The sequence below is a fragment of the Mesorhizobium sp. WSM4836 genome (assembly GCF_055811815.1).
The window spans coordinates 126,687-148,643 of the sequence record NZ_JBVVQF010000017.1 but is presented as its reverse complement, the minus strand read 5'-3'; the positions used below and the strand labels follow the sequence as shown (position 1 = coordinate 148,643).

Annotated in this window: 16 protein-coding genes and 2 pseudogenes; 3 read left to right on the top strand and 15 right to left on the bottom strand. The window is 56.1% G+C overall.

Annotated elements, in window-relative coordinates:
* Positions 1–98 precede the first annotated feature (98 nt).
* On the bottom strand, positions 99–410 hold the full coding sequence (locus AC0L2P_RS20455; protein ID WP_473503432.1) for a hypothetical protein: 312 nt from the start codon (positions 408–410) through the stop codon (positions 99–101).
* A gap of 706 nt (positions 411–1,116) precedes the next feature.
* On the opposite strand from AC0L2P_RS20455, the gene AC0L2P_RS20450 reads away from it, so the two are divergent.
* Together AC0L2P_RS20450 and AC0L2P_RS20445 are read left to right on the top strand one after the other, a co-directional pair.
* Entirely contained in the window at positions 1,117–3,219 is a 2,103-nt protein-coding gene (locus AC0L2P_RS20450; RefSeq protein WP_473503400.1) for a prolyl oligopeptidase family serine peptidase, read from the top strand.
* Positions 3,220–3,993: 774 nt separating this feature from the next.
* Positions 3,994–5,406 (top strand): CapA family protein, encoded by a 1,413-nt coding sequence (locus tag AC0L2P_RS20445; protein ID WP_473503398.1) that lies wholly within the window; start codon positions 3,994–3,996, stop codon positions 5,404–5,406.
* Between the two features lie 255 nt (positions 5,407–5,661).
* Here the strand turns inward: AC0L2P_RS20445 and AC0L2P_RS20440 are convergent.
* From AC0L2P_RS20440 to AC0L2P_RS20375, 14 genes and pseudogenes are all read right to left on the bottom strand, one after another.
* Positions 5,662–6,121 (bottom strand): annotated as a pseudogene (locus tag AC0L2P_RS20440) (transposase family protein); the annotation flags it as partial.
* Between the two features lie 280 nt (positions 6,122–6,401).
* Entirely contained in the window at positions 6,402–7,574 is a 1,173-nt protein-coding gene (locus tag AC0L2P_RS20435) for a M24 family metallopeptidase (RefSeq protein ID WP_473503396.1), read from the bottom strand.
* A gap of 188 nt (positions 7,575–7,762) precedes the next feature.
* Positions 7,763–8,758 carry an ectoine utilization protein EutC gene (gene eutC, locus AC0L2P_RS20430; protein ID WP_473503394.1) on the bottom strand — a complete coding sequence of 332 codons (996 nt, stop codon included), beginning with the start codon at positions 8,756–8,758 and terminating at the stop codon, positions 7,763–7,765.
* 13 nt (positions 8,759–8,771) lie between these two features.
* Positions 8,772–9,740, bottom strand: coding sequence for a hydroxyectoine utilization dehydratase EutB (gene eutB, locus AC0L2P_RS20425; protein ID WP_473503392.1), 969 nt, complete (start codon positions 9,738–9,740; stop codon positions 8,772–8,774).
* On the bottom strand, positions 9,741–10,931 hold the full coding sequence (locus tag AC0L2P_RS20420; RefSeq protein WP_473503390.1) for a M20 family metallopeptidase: 1,191 nt from the start codon (positions 10,929–10,931) through the stop codon (positions 9,741–9,743).
* 450 nt (positions 10,932–11,381) lie between these two features.
* Complete coding sequence (gene ehuA, locus AC0L2P_RS20415) at positions 11,382–12,155, bottom strand: ectoine/hydroxyectoine ABC transporter ATP-binding protein EhuA (RefSeq protein WP_473503389.1); 774 nt, start codon at positions 12,153–12,155, stop codon at positions 11,382–11,384.
* Entirely contained in the window at positions 12,152–12,847 is a 696-nt protein-coding gene (gene ehuD, locus AC0L2P_RS20410) for an ectoine/hydroxyectoine ABC transporter permease subunit EhuD (RefSeq protein ID WP_473503387.1), read from the bottom strand. The genes ehuA and ehuD overlap by 4 nt, the downstream gene beginning before the upstream one ends.
* Positions 12,848–12,850: 3 nt before the next feature.
* Positions 12,851–13,522 (bottom strand): ectoine/hydroxyectoine ABC transporter permease subunit EhuC, encoded by a 672-nt coding sequence (gene ehuC, locus AC0L2P_RS20405; RefSeq protein ID WP_473503428.1) that lies wholly within the window; start codon positions 13,520–13,522, stop codon positions 12,851–12,853.
* Between the two features lie 98 nt (positions 13,523–13,620).
* On the bottom strand, positions 13,621–14,553 hold the full coding sequence (ehuB, locus tag AC0L2P_RS20400; RefSeq protein ID WP_473503385.1) for an ectoine/hydroxyectoine ABC transporter substrate-binding protein EhuB: 933 nt from the start codon (positions 14,551–14,553) through the stop codon (positions 13,621–13,623).
* 264 nt (positions 14,554–14,817) lie between these two features.
* On the bottom strand, positions 14,818–15,291 hold the full coding sequence (locus AC0L2P_RS20395; RefSeq protein WP_473503383.1) for an Lrp/AsnC family transcriptional regulator: 474 nt from the start codon (positions 15,289–15,291) through the stop codon (positions 14,818–14,820).
* Positions 15,292–15,999: 708 nt separating this feature from the next.
* On the bottom strand, positions 16,000–16,878 hold the full coding sequence (locus AC0L2P_RS20390; protein ID WP_473503381.1) for an autoinducer binding domain-containing protein: 879 nt from the start codon (positions 16,876–16,878) through the stop codon (positions 16,000–16,002).
* A gap of 392 nt (positions 16,879–17,270) precedes the next feature.
* A pseudogene (locus AC0L2P_RS20385) lies at positions 17,271–17,454 on the bottom strand (integrase core domain-containing protein); the annotation flags it as partial.
* 681 nt (positions 17,455–18,135) lie between these two features.
* Positions 18,136–19,395: an ATP-grasp domain-containing protein gene (locus AC0L2P_RS20380; RefSeq protein WP_473503379.1), complete on the bottom strand. Its 1,260-nt coding sequence runs from the start codon at positions 19,393–19,395 to the stop codon at positions 18,136–18,138.
* A 125-nt stretch (positions 19,396–19,520) separates the two neighbouring features.
* Complete coding sequence (locus AC0L2P_RS20375; protein WP_473503377.1) at positions 19,521–20,258, bottom strand: hypothetical protein; 738 nt, start codon at positions 20,256–20,258, stop codon at positions 19,521–19,523.
* A gap of 621 nt (positions 20,259–20,879) precedes the next feature.
* Here AC0L2P_RS20375 and AC0L2P_RS20370 point away from each other — a divergent pair.
* Positions 20,880–21,836, top strand: a complete 957-nt coding sequence (locus tag AC0L2P_RS20370) for a cupin-like domain-containing protein (RefSeq protein ID WP_473503375.1) — start codon at positions 20,880–20,882, stop codon at positions 21,834–21,836.
* Positions 21,837–21,957: the final 121 nt, after the last annotated feature.

Sequence of the window (21,957 nt, the reverse complement as noted above, 5' to 3'; positions counted from 1 at the left end):
TCAGTAGAGATATCCATACCGACAGTCAGCTACATCCTCCCTTCGCCCGCAAGGCGGTCCTCCTCGGAGGCGTACGAGCAAGGCACCCTGCGTCGAGGTCAAGATCGTGAAAGCGTGAGATCGTGCCCGACATGGCCGTTGTCGATGATCTGCTCGGCGTGGTTTTCCACGTCGCGGTGACCACCGCGAGATGGGCGCGAGACCAGGCCCACGGCTGGCGTGATCGACACCCAGCCGATCAAAGCTCCGCAAGCGACGCTGGTAAGAAGGTTGTCGGCCGTAGTGACACCATCGGCTGGGTGACGACAAGATGGCGCCGCCTCCTGCGCGAATAGAAGCAGTGCATCGATGTCTCGCAAGCCATGATCCTTGTCGCAATGGGCGGCAATCTCATCCGCCGAAACGCTCATCTTAAATTTCAAAACGGACTGTAAACGTGTTCGCCGCTTTCGAGCACCGCGCTAGGTTTTCTGCGCGTCAGCCAGACTGGCCGACGGCCGGGGGAAGGCCGCCATGCAGGAATCCGGCGAAGGCGGGGGCAACAAGACGCGTTTCTGCAACTTTGGGCCACAAATAGCGGTAGGACCTTAGAGCGCACAGAGTATTATTTGTCTGGAATACATTCTGGAGAATTTGTCCTTGAGGCGCCATTCGGCATGGAGGCAATATCAATGGGATACACTGCGACTTGTCACCATTTCAGGACGTTTGCCTCGTGGTGCGGCGGTCGTGCTCACGGCGGAGCGGTGGGGCCTTGAAGAAACCCTTTGCTACTTGAGCGCGTTCTGGCCTCCGATACGCGTTGTGGACCTCAGCTTACGTGCGAATGCCGATTGGCGAGTGGAAGACCGCGCTTTTTGCAGCAGCGACTGCGCAGCCTCGCGTCGAACGGTTCTGCCCCAAACGTCTGGAATCTCTCATTCGCCGTCGCTCGACAACGGTTTTCACTGCCCTCAGAGGAACATTGATGAGAGGAACATTGATGCACCAACTCAATTTGCTGAGTACTGCCACTTGGCACTGGTCATCCTGTACAGACCACTACGGGTCTGATCGGCGCGCGCTGCCGCCCAAGACATGCCTCAGCGGTCTTGTGGCCTACCTGAAGGCAGTATGATGCGAGGGAAACACCTGCAACCGCCGGTGCTCCGTGCCGAGCCACGGATCAAGGTCCTTCATGACGAGGTCACGACGGATAACTATGGCTGGCTTCGCGACCGGGAGAATCCAGATGTCCAAGCCTATTTGGACGCCGAGAACAGGTACGCGGACCAAGCGACAGCTCACCTGACAGAGCTCAAGGCGGAGCTCATCGACGAGATCGAAGGGCGTTTGCCCTGTGAGGAATCACCTCGGTTCCGAGTCGGATTGTTCGAGTACTTCCAGCAGTCGGAGCGCGGCAGCTGTCATCCTGCCTGGTGGCGCCGGCCGATTGACGGGGGGTCGGACGAACTTGTTCTCGACCCGAACGCAATCCAGGGCAGCGAGATTTTTTACTGCTTGGGAGTTTTAGAGCCAAGCGACGACGGGCGCTATGTTGCGTTCAGCTTCGATCTCATCGGAGACGAGAGTTACGAGTTGAGGGTGCGGGACGTGGAGAGCGGCCGCGACGTTTGGCGCGACACGAGGCGAGTCGTGCAAATTGTCTGGGCCGCTGACGGACACACGCTCTTTTTCGAACGGGAACGGACTGGCCCGCGACGCCGTGATCAGATTGTTCGCTTGGATGTCAAGCTTGGCAAATCTGAGGTGGTGTTCGAGGAGGTAAGTGAACGACTGGGGCTGAGGGTACGGCGATCGGATAGCGGTGCCTGGTTGTTTATCGATGTAACCACGACCTGCGACAATTCTGGAGGAGTTCATAAAGGGGCTGCAGAGGTCTGGTGTCTCCGCGCCGACAATCCATGGGGAAAGTGGCGCCGGATCGTGGCGCGTGATCTGGGAGTCGAAGTTTTCGCCGAGCACTGGGAGGACAGGTTCCTATTCCGCAATACAGAGTCGGGGCAAAATTGGCACCTGGTGCGTGCGCCAATAGACGACCCCTCGCCGTCGCGATGGGAGGAGTTTGTGCCGCATCGAGCCGGTGTGACGCTCGAGCAGGTCCACGTGCTAGAACATCACTTGGTGGTGCTGGAGCGAGAGGGGCTTCGTCCCCGCCTAGTCGCGCGGGACCCAAGTGGGCGGATCCGAGCGACAATCGTTCCGGATGAACTGAGCTGCAATCTAAGTGTGGGCGTGTCGGCCGGTGGTGACTACTCGGTCGCGCGGCATGCGTTTCGAGGTTCGAAGCTGACCTACTCGGTCAGTTCGTTTGTGAGGCCAGACACCGTCGTCGAATACGACTTCGACAATGGCCAATCCGCGATCTTATCCCAGGCCCGCATCCCGGGTTATGACGCCGGTCAATACGTGGCCACGATCGTCATGGCGGAAGCGGAAGACGGGGTGGAAATTCCGATTTCGCTCGTCGCACGACGCGGGCGGGCGAACCCTGGGCCAGTCATAGTGCATGCATACGGCTGCTACGGAACTCCGATGTGGCCATCGTTCGATGCTGCTCGGTTGAGTCTGCTCGATCGCGGCGTCGCGTTCGGTTTGGCCCACATCCGCGGAGGCGGCGAACTCGGCCGCCCTTGGCACGAGGCGGCTAAGGGCAATCGGAAATGCACAACTTACACAGATCTCATCGCCGCAGTGGAAGGCCTGGTTCAGCGGGGATATGCTAGGCCCGGCGGCATCATCATCGAGGGAAAGAGCGGTGGCGGCGGAACCGTGCTTGCAACCGCATCCTTGCGACCCGAGCTGTTCCGAGCCGTAGTCGCCGAGGTCCCAGTCGCCGACATACTCGATACCGAGTTGGACTTCTCATTGCCGTATGCACTACTCGAAACGGTAGAGTACGGAAATCCCCACACCTTCCAGGACTATCGGGATCTACGCATGTACGATCCCTACTATAATCTTAGAACCGATCGCCAGCTACCACCAACGTACCTCAACTCCGCGCTCAACGACGGCCAAGTGCTCTGCCATCAGCCCGCCCGCTACGTGGCGCAACGACGATCGTGCTTTGCGGATCGCGATCCCGACCTCATCTTTCGTGTGCGGACGGTCGGAGGGCACAGCGGCGCCTCGCATGGACGTGGCGTCGCTGAGGAAGCGGCATTTCGTTTGGCTTGGGAAATAAGCCACCTGTGTGGATTCTGCAGTAAGGTATGACTTTGGTTGTGTGCATGCAGGGGCAAGATTCCAATCGCCGCCGACGGTACGAGAATTCATTCATCAGATCAACGCGCGTCCACCGCGCGGTTGGTCAACTGAAATTGAAACATGACAATGTCTAGCATGACGATCTCACGAACTGACCTCAGACAGAACCGGCCGGCGGATGATTCGGATCGTGAAATTCGGTGACTGTCGCGTTGTCGATCTGATCTTGACCACCGCTTCTGTCACTGCCGACCATGGCATGCAACTGTGGACCTCCTCCAGGAGGTCGGAAGGTCTTCCGCAATGATGCACCTGCCTGTGTCATCTCACGACCTTGGTAACGTTGAGCATATCGGCCATCGTGTCGCCGCGATGTATTTTGGGGCGGATAGTGGAACTCGCACCATGCGAGGCGCTGTTGCCAAGCCGATGCATTCCCACGCAGAGGATCTGATCGCGGCAGCTCCGGCGCCAGATCCGACGCTGGTTCGGTTCCAAGGGCCGATGGGTGGCGCAGTGCCCGAGCCTACCAATCCGCCAAGAGATGCGGGCGCCATCCGCGCCGTCCACTCGCCCTTGAGCTGTGCCGCATGCAAGTACCTTCTTTGGTTCCAATGCCTATGGCCATCGTGGCATGTCACGTGCACGCTCCCATACTAAACCCAAGCCAGCGGCAGCCAATTCCTCGTCCCACAGGCCCCTTCACGCAAACGGATCTCTCGGGCCGGCAGCGGGCACGAAAACTGTGCCAATGCGGCAAGAAGAGGAGACTAGGAGAAATCTATGGAGAAAAATTCACTCGAGAACGGTTGTCATTCGGCCCAGCGGGATGGCAGCTATGACTCAGTCGGTTCGATCGAAACGAACGTGGCGGACGGCTTCACGATGGTGGCGGTTGGCGACCTCATTGTGTCGCGCGCGCTGACTAAATACCCGTATCCGGGTTTCGGAGACATCGTCGAGCTGCTGAAAGACGCAGACGCTACGTTTGGCAACATGGAAATGAACATCCTCGATATCCGCTCCTTCAAGGGAAGTCCGCAGGCCGAGTACGGCGGTGCATTTCACGTCAGCCTGCCCGAGGTCGGACCTGATTTGAAGGCGATGGGATTCAATATCGTCAGCCGAGCGAATAACCATACGCTTGACTGGGGGCTTGAAGGGATGCGTGAGACGAGCCAAGTGCTCGATCAGAGCGGGATCGTCCATTCAGGGGTGGGTGAGAACCTCGCTCAAGCCGGCGCCGCTCGCTTTTTGGAAACCGAGCGCGGCCGCGTGGCGCTGGTGTCGCTTGCGTCATCGTTTACGCCCATGTCTCGGGCAGGCGATCCCGCCAGCGAGGCTCCCGGCCGGCCAGGACTCAACGCGCTGCGCTTAGCGAAATCGATTGTGGTCCCGCCCGAGAAGCTGGAGGGCTTGAGGCAGATACGCGATGCACTCCCCGACACACGGCCGGGCAGTCAATCGCCTCTGGCTGCAGGCTCAGGGGTCACCGCGGATCGGCCCGATCCAAACCGGGTCATGGTGGCTGGAATGACGTTCAAAGCGGGCGACAAGGCCGATTACAGCTACGAAGCGGATATCCGAGACGTTGCGGACATTCTTCGGAACGTTCGTCGGGGCAAGCAGTTCTCCGACTTCTGCATTGTCGCGAATCACTGCCACCAGCCAGGGAATTGGAGTGACGCGATACCTGATTATGAGCAATCGTTTGCGCAAAGAATGATTGATGCCGGAGCGGATGCGTACGTTGGACACGGCCCGCACCGGTTGCGTGGTATCGAAATCTACAAGGGTCGACCTATCTTTTATAGCTTGGCAAATTTCTTTTATGATGACCTCCGGACACCTGTGGGTGCTGACATGTTCGCCGTGTACGGTAAGGACCCACGGATCGACACGGATGCGGACGTGACAGCCGCTGAGGAGGCAAAAGGATTTGACGACCCGGTCTTCTATGAAAGCGTTGTCACCGTCAGCCGCTTTGAGAAGAACCAGCTTGCGGAACTGCAGCTCTATCCAATAGAGCTCGGATACTTGAAAAGGTTTGCCAACCGAGGTCTCCCGCGGCTCGCCACTGCGCCTCAAGCAAGCGCTATTCTGGAGCGCCTACAGAAGCTATCCCAGCCATTTGGGACCGAAATCGCAATTGATAATAACGTCGGGCTCATCAGGCTGCGGACGAATTCGGCGTGACGGCCGGCGGAGCCTCAATTGACAGTCGAATGAACGAGCTCGCCATTGGGTACGGCTAAATCCCATGCCAACCCAAGAGGGGAAGTGGTGTTGACAGGGGAGGCAATTGCTGAACCGACCGCATTCGGCGCAGCACTCACCCGTTCGGCCCAAGTAGTAAGCCCTGAACCGAGAGCAACTTTCAGCCATGCCACCGCCCAGACTTTGAAATTATCTTCTGATGTTCGTCAGCTGCGCCCGCTCAAACGTTGACCGGGTGGCCACCGACACCTTTAACCGGAACTCGTAGGGCATATGCGCCTTGCCCTTGCCGGTGCATTCCACCTCGTGCGCGTGCAGGCTGTTGATCTTGCGGCTGCGCTGTTGCTGACGCTCCTCGATAACGGTGCGGCTTGGTAGAGCGCCCATTTGAAGAGCGCGTCTAGTTCCGCATCGCCGGCGATTCGGCGAGCAATGTCGCGAATGGTTCGGCCGAGATAGGTCTTGAGCCTGCGCAGCGCCTTGTTGGCCCGCTTGAACCGCTTGGGGTGGGCATAGCGCTGGGTCTGATCAGCGCCAGCTTGTCGACCCGGGCACAGCTCTGGTGCAAATTGAGGCCCGTCTTCTTGGCCAGGCGCACCAGCCGTTCACGCGCCCGGAGGATGAGCTTGGCGCCAGTCGGGAACATGACGTTTTTCGGCTGCACGGTGGTGTCGACGATCACCTGGCGCGTGTCGCCGGCTTCATCGCATCGAGATCCTCCCGTCTTCGAACCGCGTTGCATGCAGCTCTTCTCCAACTTGGTCGCCCGCTGTCCTGTGAGGATAGGCCAATCGAATGGATGGAATGCCGAGCCTGAGGTATGGCCCGGCAGGACGTGTGAGGAAGTGGAGTTTGCTGTCGAAGGAGCTGCGCACCAGCAGTGCCGATCCACAGCAGCTTTGTCACAGAGTTCGACTAACCCTCGATCTCTCCCTACGTGAGAGAAACCGAGCGACACGGCTGCTTAAGTTTTCTTAGACCTCGAATAATTGTCTGGGCGACTTGGTCAGCACTTCGCTGCCGGAGTCTGTAACGCGGAAAGTTTCGCTTATTACGTAACCGAACTCTTCCTCGACCCAGTTTCCTAGCATCAGGTGAAAGGTCATATTCGGCTTCAGCGCCGTCATGTCTCCGTCCTTCAGGCTTGCGGTGGGTTCGCTCCAATCGATGCCGATGGCATATCCACAACGCGAGTCCTTCTGGAAGCCGGCCTTTTCAATCGTGCGATAAAACGCGTTTGCGACATCGCTACACGTTGCGCCCGGACGAACAGCACCAAGCGCTGCTTCCAAACCCGACAGCTCTGCATTGTGAAGGCGCCGAAGGCGGTCGGAGGGCGTACCAACTGAAAAGGTGCGCATTATCGCTGAAACGTAGCCGTGACGGACGCCTCCGATTTCAAGGTTGATTTGAGATCCGTCACGGATGACATCCTCACTCCACCGAATGTGGCAAGTACCAGTTCGGGGGGACGAGCAGAAATACATAGACGCCAGGTCGGTTCCAGCCTTGCCGAATGCCCCGCGGGCGAGCTGAGCCGCCACTTCTGCCATAACGTCGGCTTCGCGAACGCCGGGTCGGATCACTTCGCATGCCTTCAACACTCCGGCGTCAGCGATCGCTGCGGCATCACGCATCATTGATATTTCGAGGTCAGACTTGATCATTCGGATCCAGGCGACAGAATGGGTGCAGTCGACGATGCGAGCGTTTGGCAATCGCGACTTGAATTTTTCGGCCGATCTTACCAAAAGGTACCCAAGCTGCACCCCCACACCGCGCTTGGTGGCGCCATCCAGTTCATTCAAGAAGTCGATAACGGCATCAAAACCATCCTGATCCGGGTTCCCGATCAGGGTCTCAGCGTATCCGATGACTTTGCCTCGGTCCATGAAGGTCTGGTGTACCGCCGCGGGCGCGTCCTGGCGCCGCAATATGAAGGTGGGCTCTTCCTCGTTCAAGGGTACTACGACTGCTTGCGGCACGTAGCCGGACTTAGCCGTGTAACCAGTCAGGTAGGTGATATCGGAAGAATTGCCCACAATGAGCGTGTCGATTTCGAGCCGCTCCATTTCCGCCTTGACCGAGGTGAGCCGCCTCAGATACTCGCTTCGAGGAAAAACTTGGGGCCCCTTAACAATCGCCATTTCTCTTGCTCCTTTAGGTTGGTTCGATCTTCGACCGGCTCTGAATTTGCGGCCCCGCAGCTTGCCGATACAGTAGCCCGGAACCGGACAAAACCGAACGGAACCGTGGCCTCGTAAGGAAACACTTGACCGCGGCTGAGCAATTCGGCGGTGCTGGGTAGGACAGCGGGCAATCAGAGCGCCGACACTTAGCTGTCGAACATCGTGCCGATCTTGATGTCTTCCGCGCGTTTAAACGCCAGCGTGGCAATAGCAGTGTCCTGCACACCTGTTCCGGTCAGATCTGCGATGGTAATGTCTGTATCCCTTCTACGGCCGACCTTCTCGCCTACAATGATTTGGCCCAGTTCCGGGAAGGGCTTGTCGCCTGGAACCAGCCCCGCTTCTATGGCATGATGCAACTCACCCAAGCGCCGGGTTTGGTTAAGACAATCCGCGACATAGACATCCGCGCTTTCGAGCGCCGCCGGATCGATTTCGTTTTTGTGTTCCGCATCAGAGCCCATCGCGGTTAGATGCTGCCCGGGTTCCAGCCAAGAAGCATGGAAGATCGGTAGATGTGCGGGGGTGGTCGTCACGATTATATGAGCCCCGGCCACCGCTTCCTTAGGATCCGCGTAAGCAAAAACCGGTAGACTGTGCTCGAGCTTCAATTGCTCGACGAGCGACTCAGCCTTGGGATGCTCCCGCGCCCATATACGAATTTCTCGGATTGGTCTCACCAAAGTCAGCGCTCGGAGTTGAAGCCTCGCCTGGACGCCTGCGCCGAATATGGTTGCGATTGAAGCACCTTCTTGCGCCAGATGTCTTGCCGCCACAGCACCAGCCGCCGCGGTCCGAATATCGGTCAGGTAACCATTGTCTAAAAGGAGTGCTTGGACCAACCCGGTTTTGCTACAGAACAACACCATCATTCCGTTAGTGCTTGGCAGCCCAATCGTCGGATTGTCAAAAAAGCCGGGGCTAATCTTTATGGCAAAACCGCTCAAACCTGGTATGTACGCCGTCTTCACATCGACTTCGCCCTTACTCTCGGGAATGTCTAGACGCAAAATGGGTGGCATCTTGACGGCGTCTTCAACTGCCAGTGCCCGAAAAGCATCTTCGGTGCATTTAACGGCATCAAGGTCGAGCGTGACGATCTGCCTGAGCTCTGCCTCAGTGAGTATTTTCATCACCGGCATCAGTCTACCCCACTCATGGGTTCAGGCCGTTAATCACTGCTCGATGCAATGACATATCAATGTTTCTGCCAGACAAGATTATTCCAACGGGACCAACGATGTTGTCTATCTTGCCAGCAAGTAGTGCTGCAATACCAACTGCAGCACCTCCCTCGACGATCTCACGCTCATGTTCATAGGCGTGCCGAATACCGGCAGCAATTTCGTTCTCATCGACGAGGACTATTTCGTCGAGAAGCGCACTGCACATCGGGAAAGTCCAGGCGTTAGCTAACCCAATCCCACCACCTAATGAGTCGGCCAAACTGCGATGTTCGCTCACCTGCACGGGGTGACCAGCGTCAATGCTGGCCTTCATAGCTGCGCCTCGGTCCATACTCACCCCAACTATCTTCGCATGGGGTCGGATCGCTTTTACAGCTGCCGCGACGCCTGCCGCCAACCCCCCACCAGAAAGGGGAACAAGAACCACCGCGACGTCTGGCATCGCCTCGACGATTTCAAGTCCGATCGTTCCCTGGCCGGCGACGACGTGCGGGTGATCGAAAGGTGGGATCATGCTGAGCCCTTCCTCGGCAACCAGTCGTTCCACCTCCTCTTGTGCATCGTCTTGCGAGGATCCGACGATTCGCACGATCGCACCGAGCCGGCGTATCTCGGAGACCTTGTTTTCCGGCACCAGGCGCGACATGCAAATGGTGGAGCGAGAACCAACTGCTCGAGCGGCGTAGGAAAGCGCTCTACCGTGATTGCCGGTCGAGGCGGCGATCACTCCTCGCTCACGTTCCGAGTGACCAAGTTGAAGAACTGCGTTTGTCGCACCGCGGAGCTTGAAGCTACCAGTCAACTGATGGTGCTCAAGCTTTAAGTATACTTGCGTTCCGATAAGTTCCGAAAGCGCCGCCGATGTCGCAAGTGGTGTCGGGACGACGTGACCCGCGATGCGCTCCCTTGCCTCCTCAATCAGGTCTAGGCCAACCATCTATTCTAGCTTTCCATTCAATAAATCAAGACAGTACTTAATGGCAAGCTCTGTGGTCGGAATGAGGACCTTGTCGGAAACGGCGAAAGTCGGTGTGTGCACACCAGATTCGTTGCCTGGCTCGCCGCTGCCGAACCAGAAATAGATGGACGGAACGCACTGGGAATAGAAGCCAAAATCATCACTGCCGCTGAGCGACTTGCCTTCAGTGAAAGCATCAGGCCCCGCCGTTTCCAATACAGCGTCGCGGAACAGGTTGACCATATTAGCGTCGTTGACGACGGCAGGCTCACCGGACCGAAGGATAAATTCGGCCTTGCCACGGTGCATCACCGCCACGCCTTCCGCGATTTCTCGGACGCGCTGAGACAGCACCGAACGGCGTTCGGGACTGCTTGTCCGGATCGTGCCCTCCATCACAACTGATGGACAGATTATGTTGGTTGCCTCTCCCCCGTGGATCGTGCCTATGGTAATGATTGACCTATCATCGACGGGCATCTCTCGTGAGATAATCTTCTGAACCTCGTTGACGAATGCAGCGGCGATAGTGATCGCATCAATTCCACCATGGGGCGTTGCGCCATGCGCCGCGCTGCCGGTCACAGATACAGTGAACTGGTCGGCAGATTTGGTGACCGCACCAGCGCGAGCGCCAAACTTTCCTAGCGGTATCGAGGGCGAAACATGAAATCCGACCGCCCGATCAAAACCGTCAAGCAGCTTTTCTTCGACAACACTGCGCCCCCCAAGCGGTTCCGCCTCCTCGGCGGGTTGGAACAAAACACGGACCTTTCCAGCAAAGTTGCTCCGCATCCTGTGAAACGCCAACGCAACGCCCGCCGCGATCGACGCGTGTAGGTCGTGGCCGCACGCATGCATGATCCCTTCCACCTGAGACCTATAGGGCAGGTCATCCCTGGTCTCTCTAATGGGAAGAGCATCGATATCACCTCGAACGGCGACTGAGCGCTTTGGACCTGAGGCCGTTCCCTCGATGTCAATGTAGAGGCCTGTGTTATGGAACACGTTCGCGCCTACGAGACCGAATTGTTCCAGCGTGTCCTGGATCCGCCGTTGGGTTTTCCACTCTTTGTTCGATAGTTCTGGCTCACGATGCATCTTATGACGCAGTTCGAGCACCGCCTCACGTTCGGAGTCTGTTAGGAGGCTGTTGATGCGAGATTTCATAAGAGTGAGCCCCTCTTGCGCCGACTTGCTGAAACAAAGCTATCATCACCGCGCGAAGAAGCTCGCCAAAATCTCACGCTTCTTTGCAGAATTGCGGCATTTGTGACTGCTCTTCGCCCGTTTTCGTCGCCGCTCAATTGTGAGGTGCGCCGTCTTGCTTCTGGCCAAACCTGGAGCGGCGGAACACATCTAATTGGAAGAGACTGGCTCGTTTTTGTTGAGCAGCGTCGCAGCCTCTTCGCGAAGCCCATCGAGAGACGAACTTGAGGTCGACGGCCCGTCGCCCGGAAAGAATATGCGATGATCACCGCCAGCCGTCTGTTTGCGAGGGCAGCGGCCGGCGAATCGGGCTTCGCCGGCTTGCTAGCGCCAGGAAGCGCAGAATCCGTTTTGACCAGCGAGTTCATCGGTTGGACGGGGCGAGTCCCTTTGCGGCCTTTGCCAGTACGATCAGCCGTTTAGCACCGCTTTCAGAAATTCTCGCGTCCGCTGCTCTTTGGGTTGGCTGAACAGTTGTTCCGGCGTTCCTTGTTCGCGGATGCACCCTTTGTCAAAAAAGCAAACGCGATCAGAGATCTCTCGCGCAAAACGCATCTCGTGCGTAACCATCACCATGGTTAAGTCGTGCTCGGCGGCAAGCTTGCGGATAACGGTGAGTACTTCGCCGACAAGTTCTGGATCGAGAGCAGAGGTCGGTTCGTCAAACAGCATTATTTTCGGGCGCATGGCTAGAGCTCGTGCGATTCCCACACGTTGCTGTTGTCCGCCGGACAGCTGACCTGGAAATTTGTGTGCTTGGTCAACGAGGCCGACCAGTTCAAGTAGCTCCTGCGCACGCTGGAGCGCCTTTTCCTTTGAAAGTCCTAAGACAACCCGGGGTGCCTCCGTCAGGTTTCTCAGAACACTCATGTGCGGAAAAAGATTGAATTGCTGAAAGACCATTCCCAACTGGGTCCGCATCTTCCGCAAGTGCCTCTCGGTGGCAGGCACCATCGAACCGTTACGCCGCTCGTGCCAGAGCGGTTCGCCGCCGACGTACACCGCTCCGCCATTGATGCCTTCAAGGGTCATCAGTATCCGCAGAACCGTTGACTTCCCAGATCCAGAAGGCCCGATGATCGTAACTTTCTCTCCCCGCTGGACCGCGAAATCAAGTTCGCTGATCACAGTAACATTGCCGTACGACTTTTTGACCTTGTCAAACACGATAATCGCATCGCTCATCTCAAAGAAATTCCTCTTTTTGGAAGACTGACGTCCACAAGTCGGACGAGCGCAGATGCGACGATCGTAAGAATTAGATAGATGCCACCGACCATCGAGAGCGGCACCAGATAATCAAATGTCTGGTCCCCTATGATTTTGGCCGCGTTCAGCATCTCTACGATCGTTACCACAGAAAGCACGGGCACATCCTTCATGATCGAAACAAGATAGTTGCCAACTGCGGGAATAACCCTCGGAATAGCCTGTGGCAGGATGACGTGCGAAAAAGTGCGCGCAGGAGGAAGATCGAGTGACTTGGCCGCCTCGCGCTGACCGTGATCCACGGCCTGGATTCCAGCGCGATACACCTCGGACATGTAGGCGCTGTACTGGATCCCCAGCGCAAGAGTCCCGGTCAGGAACGCAGGGAGAATGATCCCATATTCGGGCAAGACGTAATACAGGAAGAACAACTGGACTATTAGAGGTGTGTCCCTGATAAATTCGATCAAAACTGCTGTTGGCCAGGCGACCAGCTTCGCCCTTACACTCCGTAGGACCGCCAAGAACATGCCTAATATGGAGGCGACAAAGAAGCCCAAGAAAGCTGCCTTCAAAGTCGTAACAAGTCCCATCAGCAGGATAGGCAGGATTGATAGAGCGAAAGCTAGCTCGCCGTGGCCAGTATCCCATTCGAAGCCATACAACATACTCTACCTCCGGGACACCCGCCAGCGGGACACTGACATCTCAAGAATGCGCATTGCCAGTGAAAGGACGAGCGCGATCCCAAAATACATCAGCAGAACGATGGTATACACGGCTGTGCTATCCTGATAAAAATTGCGCAATTGCTCGGCGGCGAAAGTGAGGTCGGTAAGCGTAATGAGCGATACGAGCGAGGTGTCTTTCAATGCCCCAATGGCAAGGTTGGAAAAGCTCGGCATCATCTCGGGAATTGCTTGCGGCATCGCTATTCGCCAAAGAGCTTGAGAAGAGCTAAAATTAAGAGCTTTGGCGGCTTCATATTGGCTGGGCGCGACCGCTTGAATAGCGCCGCGCACAATTTCCGCGCCATAGGCGCCAAGATTAAGGCTAAGTGCGATTACACCGGCAACTGCTGGAGGAAGCCGAAGGTCGACCCCAATCATGTCGCCTGCGACAGGCAGTGCAAAAAATAGCCAGAATAACTGGACCAACAGTGAGGTCCCGCGAAAGATCTCAATGTAGCTGACTGATAGGCATCTGAGGAACCAGTGTTTTGACAGCTTTCCTATTCCGAATGCGAATGAACAGATCCCACCAAAGAACAACGAATACAACGTAAATTGAATCGTAACCCAAGCGCCACGAGCCAACGGTTCCAGGTAAGTGCTCCAATGCATTGAAACCCCGCTCATTTGATATGCATGGCTATTGGGCCGTTTGCAGTTCACATACGCTACGAAAATTTCCGCAGCGCATGTGAACTCCGAGATAACATTTATTCAGAGCAAAGTTGCTCCGACGTCTTCTCAGGAATGGCAGCGATATCTTCCCGCGTTGAACCATATTCGATAATAATCTTCTTAAACTCATCCGTCTTTCTGAATTTAAGAAGCGCCTCATTGAATTTGTCACGGAGGTCGGTGGAGTCCTTGTTGAAGGTGAAAGCTCCCCAACTGCGCTGAACCTTACCCTCGATAACGGGATCCTTGAATGGCGAAGCAGCTTCGACCTTATCGCTCTTTTTCCCGAGATCGGCCGCGGTGGACGCAGCCGCGGCATACCCATCTGCGCGTCCAGTGGCGATGGCCGAGATGGCATCCGCGTTGGAAGCGATAGTCACGATCCTCGACTCAGGCACGCCAAGTTTCTGCATCATCTGAAGCTGGTCAGCACCAGCCATGACGGCGACGGTGCCCTGTTTGGCGAGATCTTCGTACGAGTGCAGGTTCTTGGGGTTCCCTTTCAAGACGAGGAGGCCCTCGCCGTATGATGAATTGGGCTCGCTATAAATTACTTTCTTGCAGCGCTCCGGTCGAATGGCCATTCCGGCAGCAGTCATGTCAAACCGGTTTGCCTGAAGGCCTGGAATCAGGGAGCTAAACGTAGTGACCACCCACTGAATGTTTTCGGGCTTAATGCCCAACTCCTCAAGAACACGCCGCGCAACTTCGGCCTCAGAGCCTTTCACCTCGCCGCTGGCATCGGTGTAGCTGGCAGGGATCTCGTTCGCTATTGCGATCGTAATGTAGCCGCGGGCCTTCACCTCCTCGAGAGTGACAGCCCTCGCGACTGGCGCGGCCAGAACCAAACTCATTCCGGCTGCTGCTACTGCTGTAAGTACACCGCCGATAGCAAAGCGCCGGGGGCGAGCCTGGGCATAGCTGCACTCACCAGTACGGGTTTTCTGGCTCTTTCTGAATCGGATCATATCGGTTCCCCATTGCTTGACCGCGGCCCTTTACCTCGCCGCTATCAGCAATTTATCCGTCGGCTTGTGCCGGTATCCTGCATATTTTTCGTGGCTTCGCAGAAATCAAGCGAAGTTGGGCGAAAAACGCAGTGGGATTAGACTAGCGCGGCCGAGGATTGATCTTGGCTTGTTGACGTCCGCTATCGGCGACCGGCCTCATAGAGCGCGCCGCAGTGTGAGCATTCAGCGGCATCAGGCATGAGACAAATCTGCAGCCGGTTCTCACGGAATCGGCCACTCTATTGGGACCGATAAGCTCGCTTTTACTCGATCCATGACGACCATCGTCTTAAAGCCCTTAATATCGTGATTTTCGTAAAAAAAACGGCGTGTGAATTGTTCGTATTCCTCCATATCCCTAGCCGTGACGACCAGCATAAAGTCTGAATCGCCAGTAACATAATAACCGATCATCACCTCTCGGGTGTTGCGTATCGACGTTTTAAAACGGTCGACGATGTCGGCCCGCTCGCGCTCAAGCGATACCAGCACAATCATGGACACTGGTCGTCCGACCGCTTTTGGAGAGACGATCGAGACATCCGCCTCAATGACGCCCTCGTTCCTGAGACGCTTCAATCTGCGTTGACATGCCGTCGGGGACAAACCAACTTTTTCGGCAAGCTGTTCGGAGGTCAGTCGATTGTTTCTCTGCACTGCGTCAAGCAGGGCCGCGTCTGCACGATCGAGGTCCATAAAGAGTTCCTGCGGCTATGGCACGTCTTTTGCAGATACGCTGCATAACGGAGGTAGGATTTGCCGTCAACCAAATCACCATGCCCGTTATCCTCGCGTCAAACGTAACTTGAGGTAAGCGGATGAGGCACGCCACCCATTCACAAATTTGCCGTGGCTCCTGCTACCAGAGCCCTCCTGAAGGATTCCTGATTCGCCGCTCACGAGCTGTTCTCGAGGATTCCAACGAACTCACCCCATGAGGTAATTAGCCGCCTTGATGCACAGCAATAAGTTTCGCCGGGCTGAAGCAACGAACTGGCGCCGGAGCAGTGCTTTTAGCAGCCCTTTCGCGCGCCCGGGGTGAGCTGTCGTGATGGAAGGCGGGCTTTCCGTAACGGGTTTGCTTTTCGAGGCCTCTGTGTCCCTCGGCTATGGCCCAAACCGCGGGGTGCTGTCGATGATGCGGGATGCGTTGGTCAGCAGGATGTCGGGACCACCCGCGTGGCGATCGCGACGAGACGCAGACGCGTCGTGTCGAATCGGGCGGCCACAGCTCGAGTGCTTCGGCATCAGGGCGGGCGATCCCCCTGTGACCCGCACCGACGGACGAGCGACCCAATTAAGGATGCCACGCAATAACTCTTGAGAGCGTTCCGGTCCGACATTATAACGGCGTTCACTCAATAGATCTCTTTTTAGTTATACCTCAAACGGTTCTCTTCCTATCTACAATTCTATTATTCCTGCTCTGCACGCCTCGATTGCCGCAACGGTTCTGTTATCAACATCAAGCTTCTTCATAACATTCTTGACGTGAAAATTTACTGTATTATCAGAAATCTTTAGAATTTTTCCTATTTCCCAAGATGTCTTTCCCCGAGCCACCCACGAGAGACATTCCTTTTCTCTTTTCGTGAGAATACATTGTTCTTCTGGGTTACTCGAGTTGACGAAATCATCGATCCTGAGATGAAAATGTAAGGCCGCGAGTTCCAGGTATGTGATTGTTCCATTTTGTATCTCTCCATCGCAACCATTAGCAAAACTCATGACTGCAAGCCCACCATCCGGGCGGTGGAATGGAACGCTAATGCCCGATTTTAAGCCAAATGTCGCAGCCTCGTCGAAAAAAAGGCGTTCGTCATCTGTCGTACTTGGGGCATTGTACACGTCGGTCCAGCGAAAGCCTCCTATCCGCTTCCGGCTTGTCTTCAGAAGAGGGTCCGTTTTATTGTATCCCTTCTCGAAGTAGCGCTGCTGCCAATCATGGGGATAATTCAGCATGAACGCAGGGCCGAGCCGGAGCGGCTTCAGAGATTTCTGATTTTGAGCAAGGGAGCGATACTCGACCAACGGCCAATCAAGATTCTGGGCGAAAGCACCCACCAAGCCGAACAGCTTTTCCGGTTTAGTAGTAACAGCGGCCCGGTCGAGAAATCGGCCGAACTCGACTGCCAATGCCTCCTCCGTTGTCACCCGCAGACCCGTCGAGGGACCAACGACCCTGATCGGGGTATCCGATTTCCAACTTTCCAAAGAAGGAACCCGAGACATGCGCAGGCTGTTATAGTCTCTTCTCAGCTGGAATCGCGCCGGTGTTTTCATGCACGAAGCTCCCGGTTCCGTGTTCGGCAGACGGACTCCGCAACCTTACTCCAGTCTCGCGCGGCATAAGGTTATTTTATTGTTAAGTGAGTATCTGATCGCGTTTTGTAAAAGCGACATACCGTAACAATTCCGGAATAACGCATTTTATATTCCCTGAGACGAAAACATTCCTGGCCTCCTTAAAGTCGGTTAGGTAGTTCGCCGCCGTCTCAGCAAATTGTCCGATGATACGGAGATCCAATCACGCGAGTGAATGGGCAACGGTCTGCTTGGCCGTGATCTAGCCCCCAAATTTCTATTCCGCTTTGAGTTCGTTTCCGGCGTAGGTTGTGCCCTGCTGGGCGGGTGAAGCGACGGGCGCTGGCGCGGAGCCTTTCGCGCAGCGCAGCGCGAGCGCGGATTGAAGGTGGTGGCGAACTTGGCCGGTGCCTGCCAGGGGATTGGGAGTGCGGCCGCGCGGTGTTGTAGTCGGTGCGCCACTGGGCGGTGGCGACGCGCCTGAGCCAGCGAGGTGAACAGCGTCTCCTTGAGCAGTTCATCGCGCACTCGGCCGTTGAAGCTCTCGATAAAAGCCATGATCCGGCATGATGTTCTCGGTCGCTCGTTTGTTCAGTCGTCAGGTTCGTTTAGCTTGGCCCATCGGGCCACTGGCACCGGGAGCACGCGAGTGCGGGCAGGCCGCTCGTATGCAGATGAACTGCGAGTCGGCACATTATCTGGCCTAGACTCGCCCGGATGCGCCGCGAGCGCGGATTCGTATTTGTCGTGCTGCCCGCTGGCTCCCTGTTCGTGCCAACTATAGAGGGAACCATGTTCCGGATCCGGGGACCCTTGCCCTCCGAACACAGGTCACCAGGCGCACACAGCTGGTTCGCCAGCGTTCGCGGCTGAAGAACCTGATCCAGTCAATCCTCCACGTGCCACCTGATCCCGCCGTGTCCGCACGGGGAACCTCGTCGGGATCAGCGGGCGCAAATGGCGACGAGGCAAATATTGCCTGCAGATGAGCGCGCCGCCATCGAGCGTCACCTCGGCTTCATTAACCAGGTCAACGGGCGTTGACGGTGGTCGAGGCGGATATCGCGGTGCATGGTGCATGCCCTCCAGGACCCGACAATCCGCCGCGTAATGACGTTGCTCGGGGGCTCGACGTCACCGTGGCTGCGCGCCATTCGCGCATGGCAGTATATAACTGCATTTGCCAGAGAGCCCCTTACTTGGATCAATTTCGTCCAGTTATCCGTCATTCGCATACTAGTCTGGGAAGTATACCGGGGCGGATTTTTGCTTAAGCTGGATATCCGAGAACGGTGCGATCGACCATCTGATTGCGCGGACAGCATGTTGCAGTACGGCATCAGCGCAAGAGCGCGATGGTCCGACAGCAGTTACATATCCAATACGGTCACAGTAGTCACCATTTCTAACTATCGACGACCCCGCTTTAACATACAACTTGACCTCCGCAACGCCGGTTACAGCCTCCGCCTGACTGACACCATCAATGCTAGCAAGAATGCCGTCCCTTTCTGCAAGCAAGGATCGCGCAGCCGCCGTTCGCGACCCCTTCTTGGACAAGTTCCATTCTTCACCCGTTGCAAGCTTGATGTGCTCGCTGATCAGATCGACGTCGAAAGCGAGATGAACCAACTGCGGGTCTGGCGCACCAGCAAGTCGTGGATTCACTTCTATAATCACTGGTCCAACCTTGGTCCATCGAAACTCGATGTTTGTTGGTCCCCAGCCAAGACCGAGCGCCCCCAGGCAGCGTCGTGAAACATCAACGGCTCGCTTGCATTGCTCGTCGTTCAAAGGGGCTGGAAAAGTCAACTGGCTGAACACGAAATGCGGTGGCGGGCCATAGTCTGTGATGCCTATTCCAATGATTTCATCTCCCATGATGTGAGCGATGTAATGAGGGCCGTCCACGAACTCTTCTACCAGCACCTCGGGATGAGATCGCCAGATGTACCCGCCACCCAGTAGATAATTTGTGTGTTCGGCTAACTCGTCCGCGTCGCGACACAAGCGGACACCGCGGCTGCCGCTACCAACCGTTGGCTTGATCACTGCTGGAAAACCGATTTCCGCGACAGCGAGTTCCACTTCCTGGGCTGTTGTCGCCACACGATACAGGGGTAGTGGAACACCGGCTGCCCTAAGCTCCCAACGTTGGACAGCCTTATTGCAGCATTGTTCTATTGATTCTGGATGGGGGCCCGGTAAATCGAAATGGCGGCAAAGCTTACCGACTGTCGCATAAACCGACTCTGCGGCAGATATTATTCCGACTATGTCAAAGGTTCTACCCAGTCGACAGCATTCGGAGATAAGGGCATCTAAGTCTCCCGTCGGAACGCGAACGACCTCATAGGGTTCCGCCGTAGAATAGCGGTAAAGTTCTGGATCAGCCGCCAGAATTATTGGATGCAACTGGAGACGTTGCGCCGCTTCTAAGTAGGCCTTGCCTGTGTTACGTGTGTTTTCGATTAGAACGAGCGCTTTTCGTGCCATTGACTTGACTCCGTTATGCGTGCTGAGGGTAGCTAAGGCGGAGCTGCATCTGTCGCTTCAGCGTGCGACAGTTACCATGCACTCCTGGTTGCGCGGCCTGCATGACCGCGGCAATTTGTTCTAAGCTAAAGAGACGAGCGGGGCGACGCAGGAGTGCTATGCCCAATGGTGTTCCATTTCGAGGCCGGCTCTTTAGTTTCCGACAGCATCTCCAGCAGTTCGTCCCGGGTCGTCCAAAGAAGCCACTCGTCATCGTCTATACCATGGCTGGGCAGGCGAAGGACTGATCCATGAGGTTCTCTATGCCTGTGTCCTGATCGATCGAATACTCCCTTCCTAACGTACCATTCGGCTACCAGAGAGTAGACGAAATCGGGGGACCATTTCGCCCAAGCTGTTGCGAATGCAAGGCGACCGAGTGGCACCATCAAATCACGCCCCCGGAAATCGGCGCGCAACCATAAGTCGCCGCGATAGGCCACCCTCCCGGTAATAGTGTGAGCGGTCGGTGCGTGACACCGACACGAGCCGTCAAGGCCCGCGCTGCCGAGGGGATCTGCAAAACAGGCGTTCAACGTTTCCAGATGTTCACCAAGCGTCGTTTGCGACAGATCATAGAGTCTCAGCGCCTGTACGTGGGCGACAATGCCATTTTGATCACGTCCAATTATCCAGAAGGCATCGTCAGATGAAAGCTTGGAATATTTCGGGTTGAAATTAGGGGTAGTCGAGTTCTTCTGCGGAAGATTGCGCGTGATAGCGACGTATTTCTTGAAGTCTGTTCCCATTTCTACAATGATGCCAGCCTTACTTATTCTTTGATCTGCGAGGCAGATGTACCTTGAGACCTCGAGCGTGCTCACGTCGCCATGCATATGTACTAGCCCTGCGGTTGCGCCAAGGCCTTTTACCCTCGGGAACCAAAGCACGGATACTACGAGACCAGGTGGGTTGACGGAACGCCCGCTCATGGCCTGCAGCGAGAACGCCGCTGCCGAACATCTTTACTGCCAGACCAGGCGGCGCAAAGGGCCCATCGGACGTCTCGGGACGCTGTCAGCGTGCATCGTCGTAGCAAGTTAACTCGACCAGCTCGAAGCGGACGCGGTGCAGCGGCGCCAGACCCGGGAGTTTGGCAAAGCTCACCGAGCGTCGTGACCCTATAATCAGATTCAATCGCAGGCTGACCGGCCTGGCAGGCTGTGAGATCGCGGAACACCGCCAGTCGCACGCTGCGGGACAAATCAAAAATCATCCTCGACAAATAGCTTGGCTGATTGCCAATGCTCCTGCCACAACGATCAGAATCGACCTATTTCCGTAGCGCCGGCTGTTCGTTCTTGACCTGAATTCCCTGAACGGTCCCACGTTCGGCGCCTACCAAAATTGATAGTTGAGAAATGGAGAGTATAGTTTAGAAGTTTGATAACGTCTTGCCTGCTTCAGTGTCTAGCGGCGGTTTTTTCGACTAGAAAGGATTTCAAATGATCGAACCTAGTACTATACTATCCCCAGAGAGTTCCAATGATCGCGCTCGACTGAAGGATTCTGGTTGGTCTCTGGTCCCCACCGTCAGTGAATTATCTGACCGGGAATTTGCGACTACTTACCGGGACCCGATGCGACCTGTTCTCTTTCGCGGCGGATGTTCTGATTGGGCGGCTTGTCAGCGGTGGTCCCCCAACTACATAGAAAATGTCGCCGAATCTGTTACTGTTCCAATTAAAACTCTTAACAACAGCGAGATTAACGTCTCCTCTTGGCAGTTGGCGGAATACGCCCGTTTCGTCGCAGAATCACGACCGTGCGCGGACGAGGACGCCGCATCGGTCGCGAAAGCTGCTCCTTATTGCCACGACATTCCGCTGCTAGGCCTAATAGAGAGCTTGGCAGATGATTGCCAACCTTTTCCGACCGACTTTCTTAGCCCGTCATATCGTAAGCATTGGTGGCGCTATTCACAGTTTTTCATGGGCCCTGAAGGAACAGTCACCCCACTCCACTTCGACACGCTACTTAGCCACAACCTTTTCTTTCAGGTTTTCGGGGCCAAACAGTTCACCATCATCCCACCTAGCCAAGCCACCCATTGTGGACGCCGCGGTTGGCGGTGGTTCGATGTGGATCCCGAGCGACCGGACTATGCGCGTTTTCCAGAGTACAAGCGAGTGACACCAGCCGTAATCACCGTGAACACTGGCGACATGTTGTACATGCCGCCAGGAACACTCCACCAGGTACGTAGCTTGTCGACCTCAATTTCCTTCAACATCGATTTTCAAACGAGAAAGAGCGTACTTGATTCACTAGCGCAGTCGAACCAGGGCATGCCGAGTGAAGTGGTTTATTACAATGCGATTACAGCACTGTCGGTAGTCAGCGGAATATCCGAAAGCATCACGTTTCCGTTGTACCGGCCCTACTTGAGCTACATCAGCTGATAGGTGAGCGGCGTACTCCCGGCATTCTCTACGGCGTCACCGATATAGGTGCAACCTGCAGTCCTCACACGGACTTGCAGGACAATCCAAAGGCAGCCACCGCGCGCGGAGGGGCGCTACC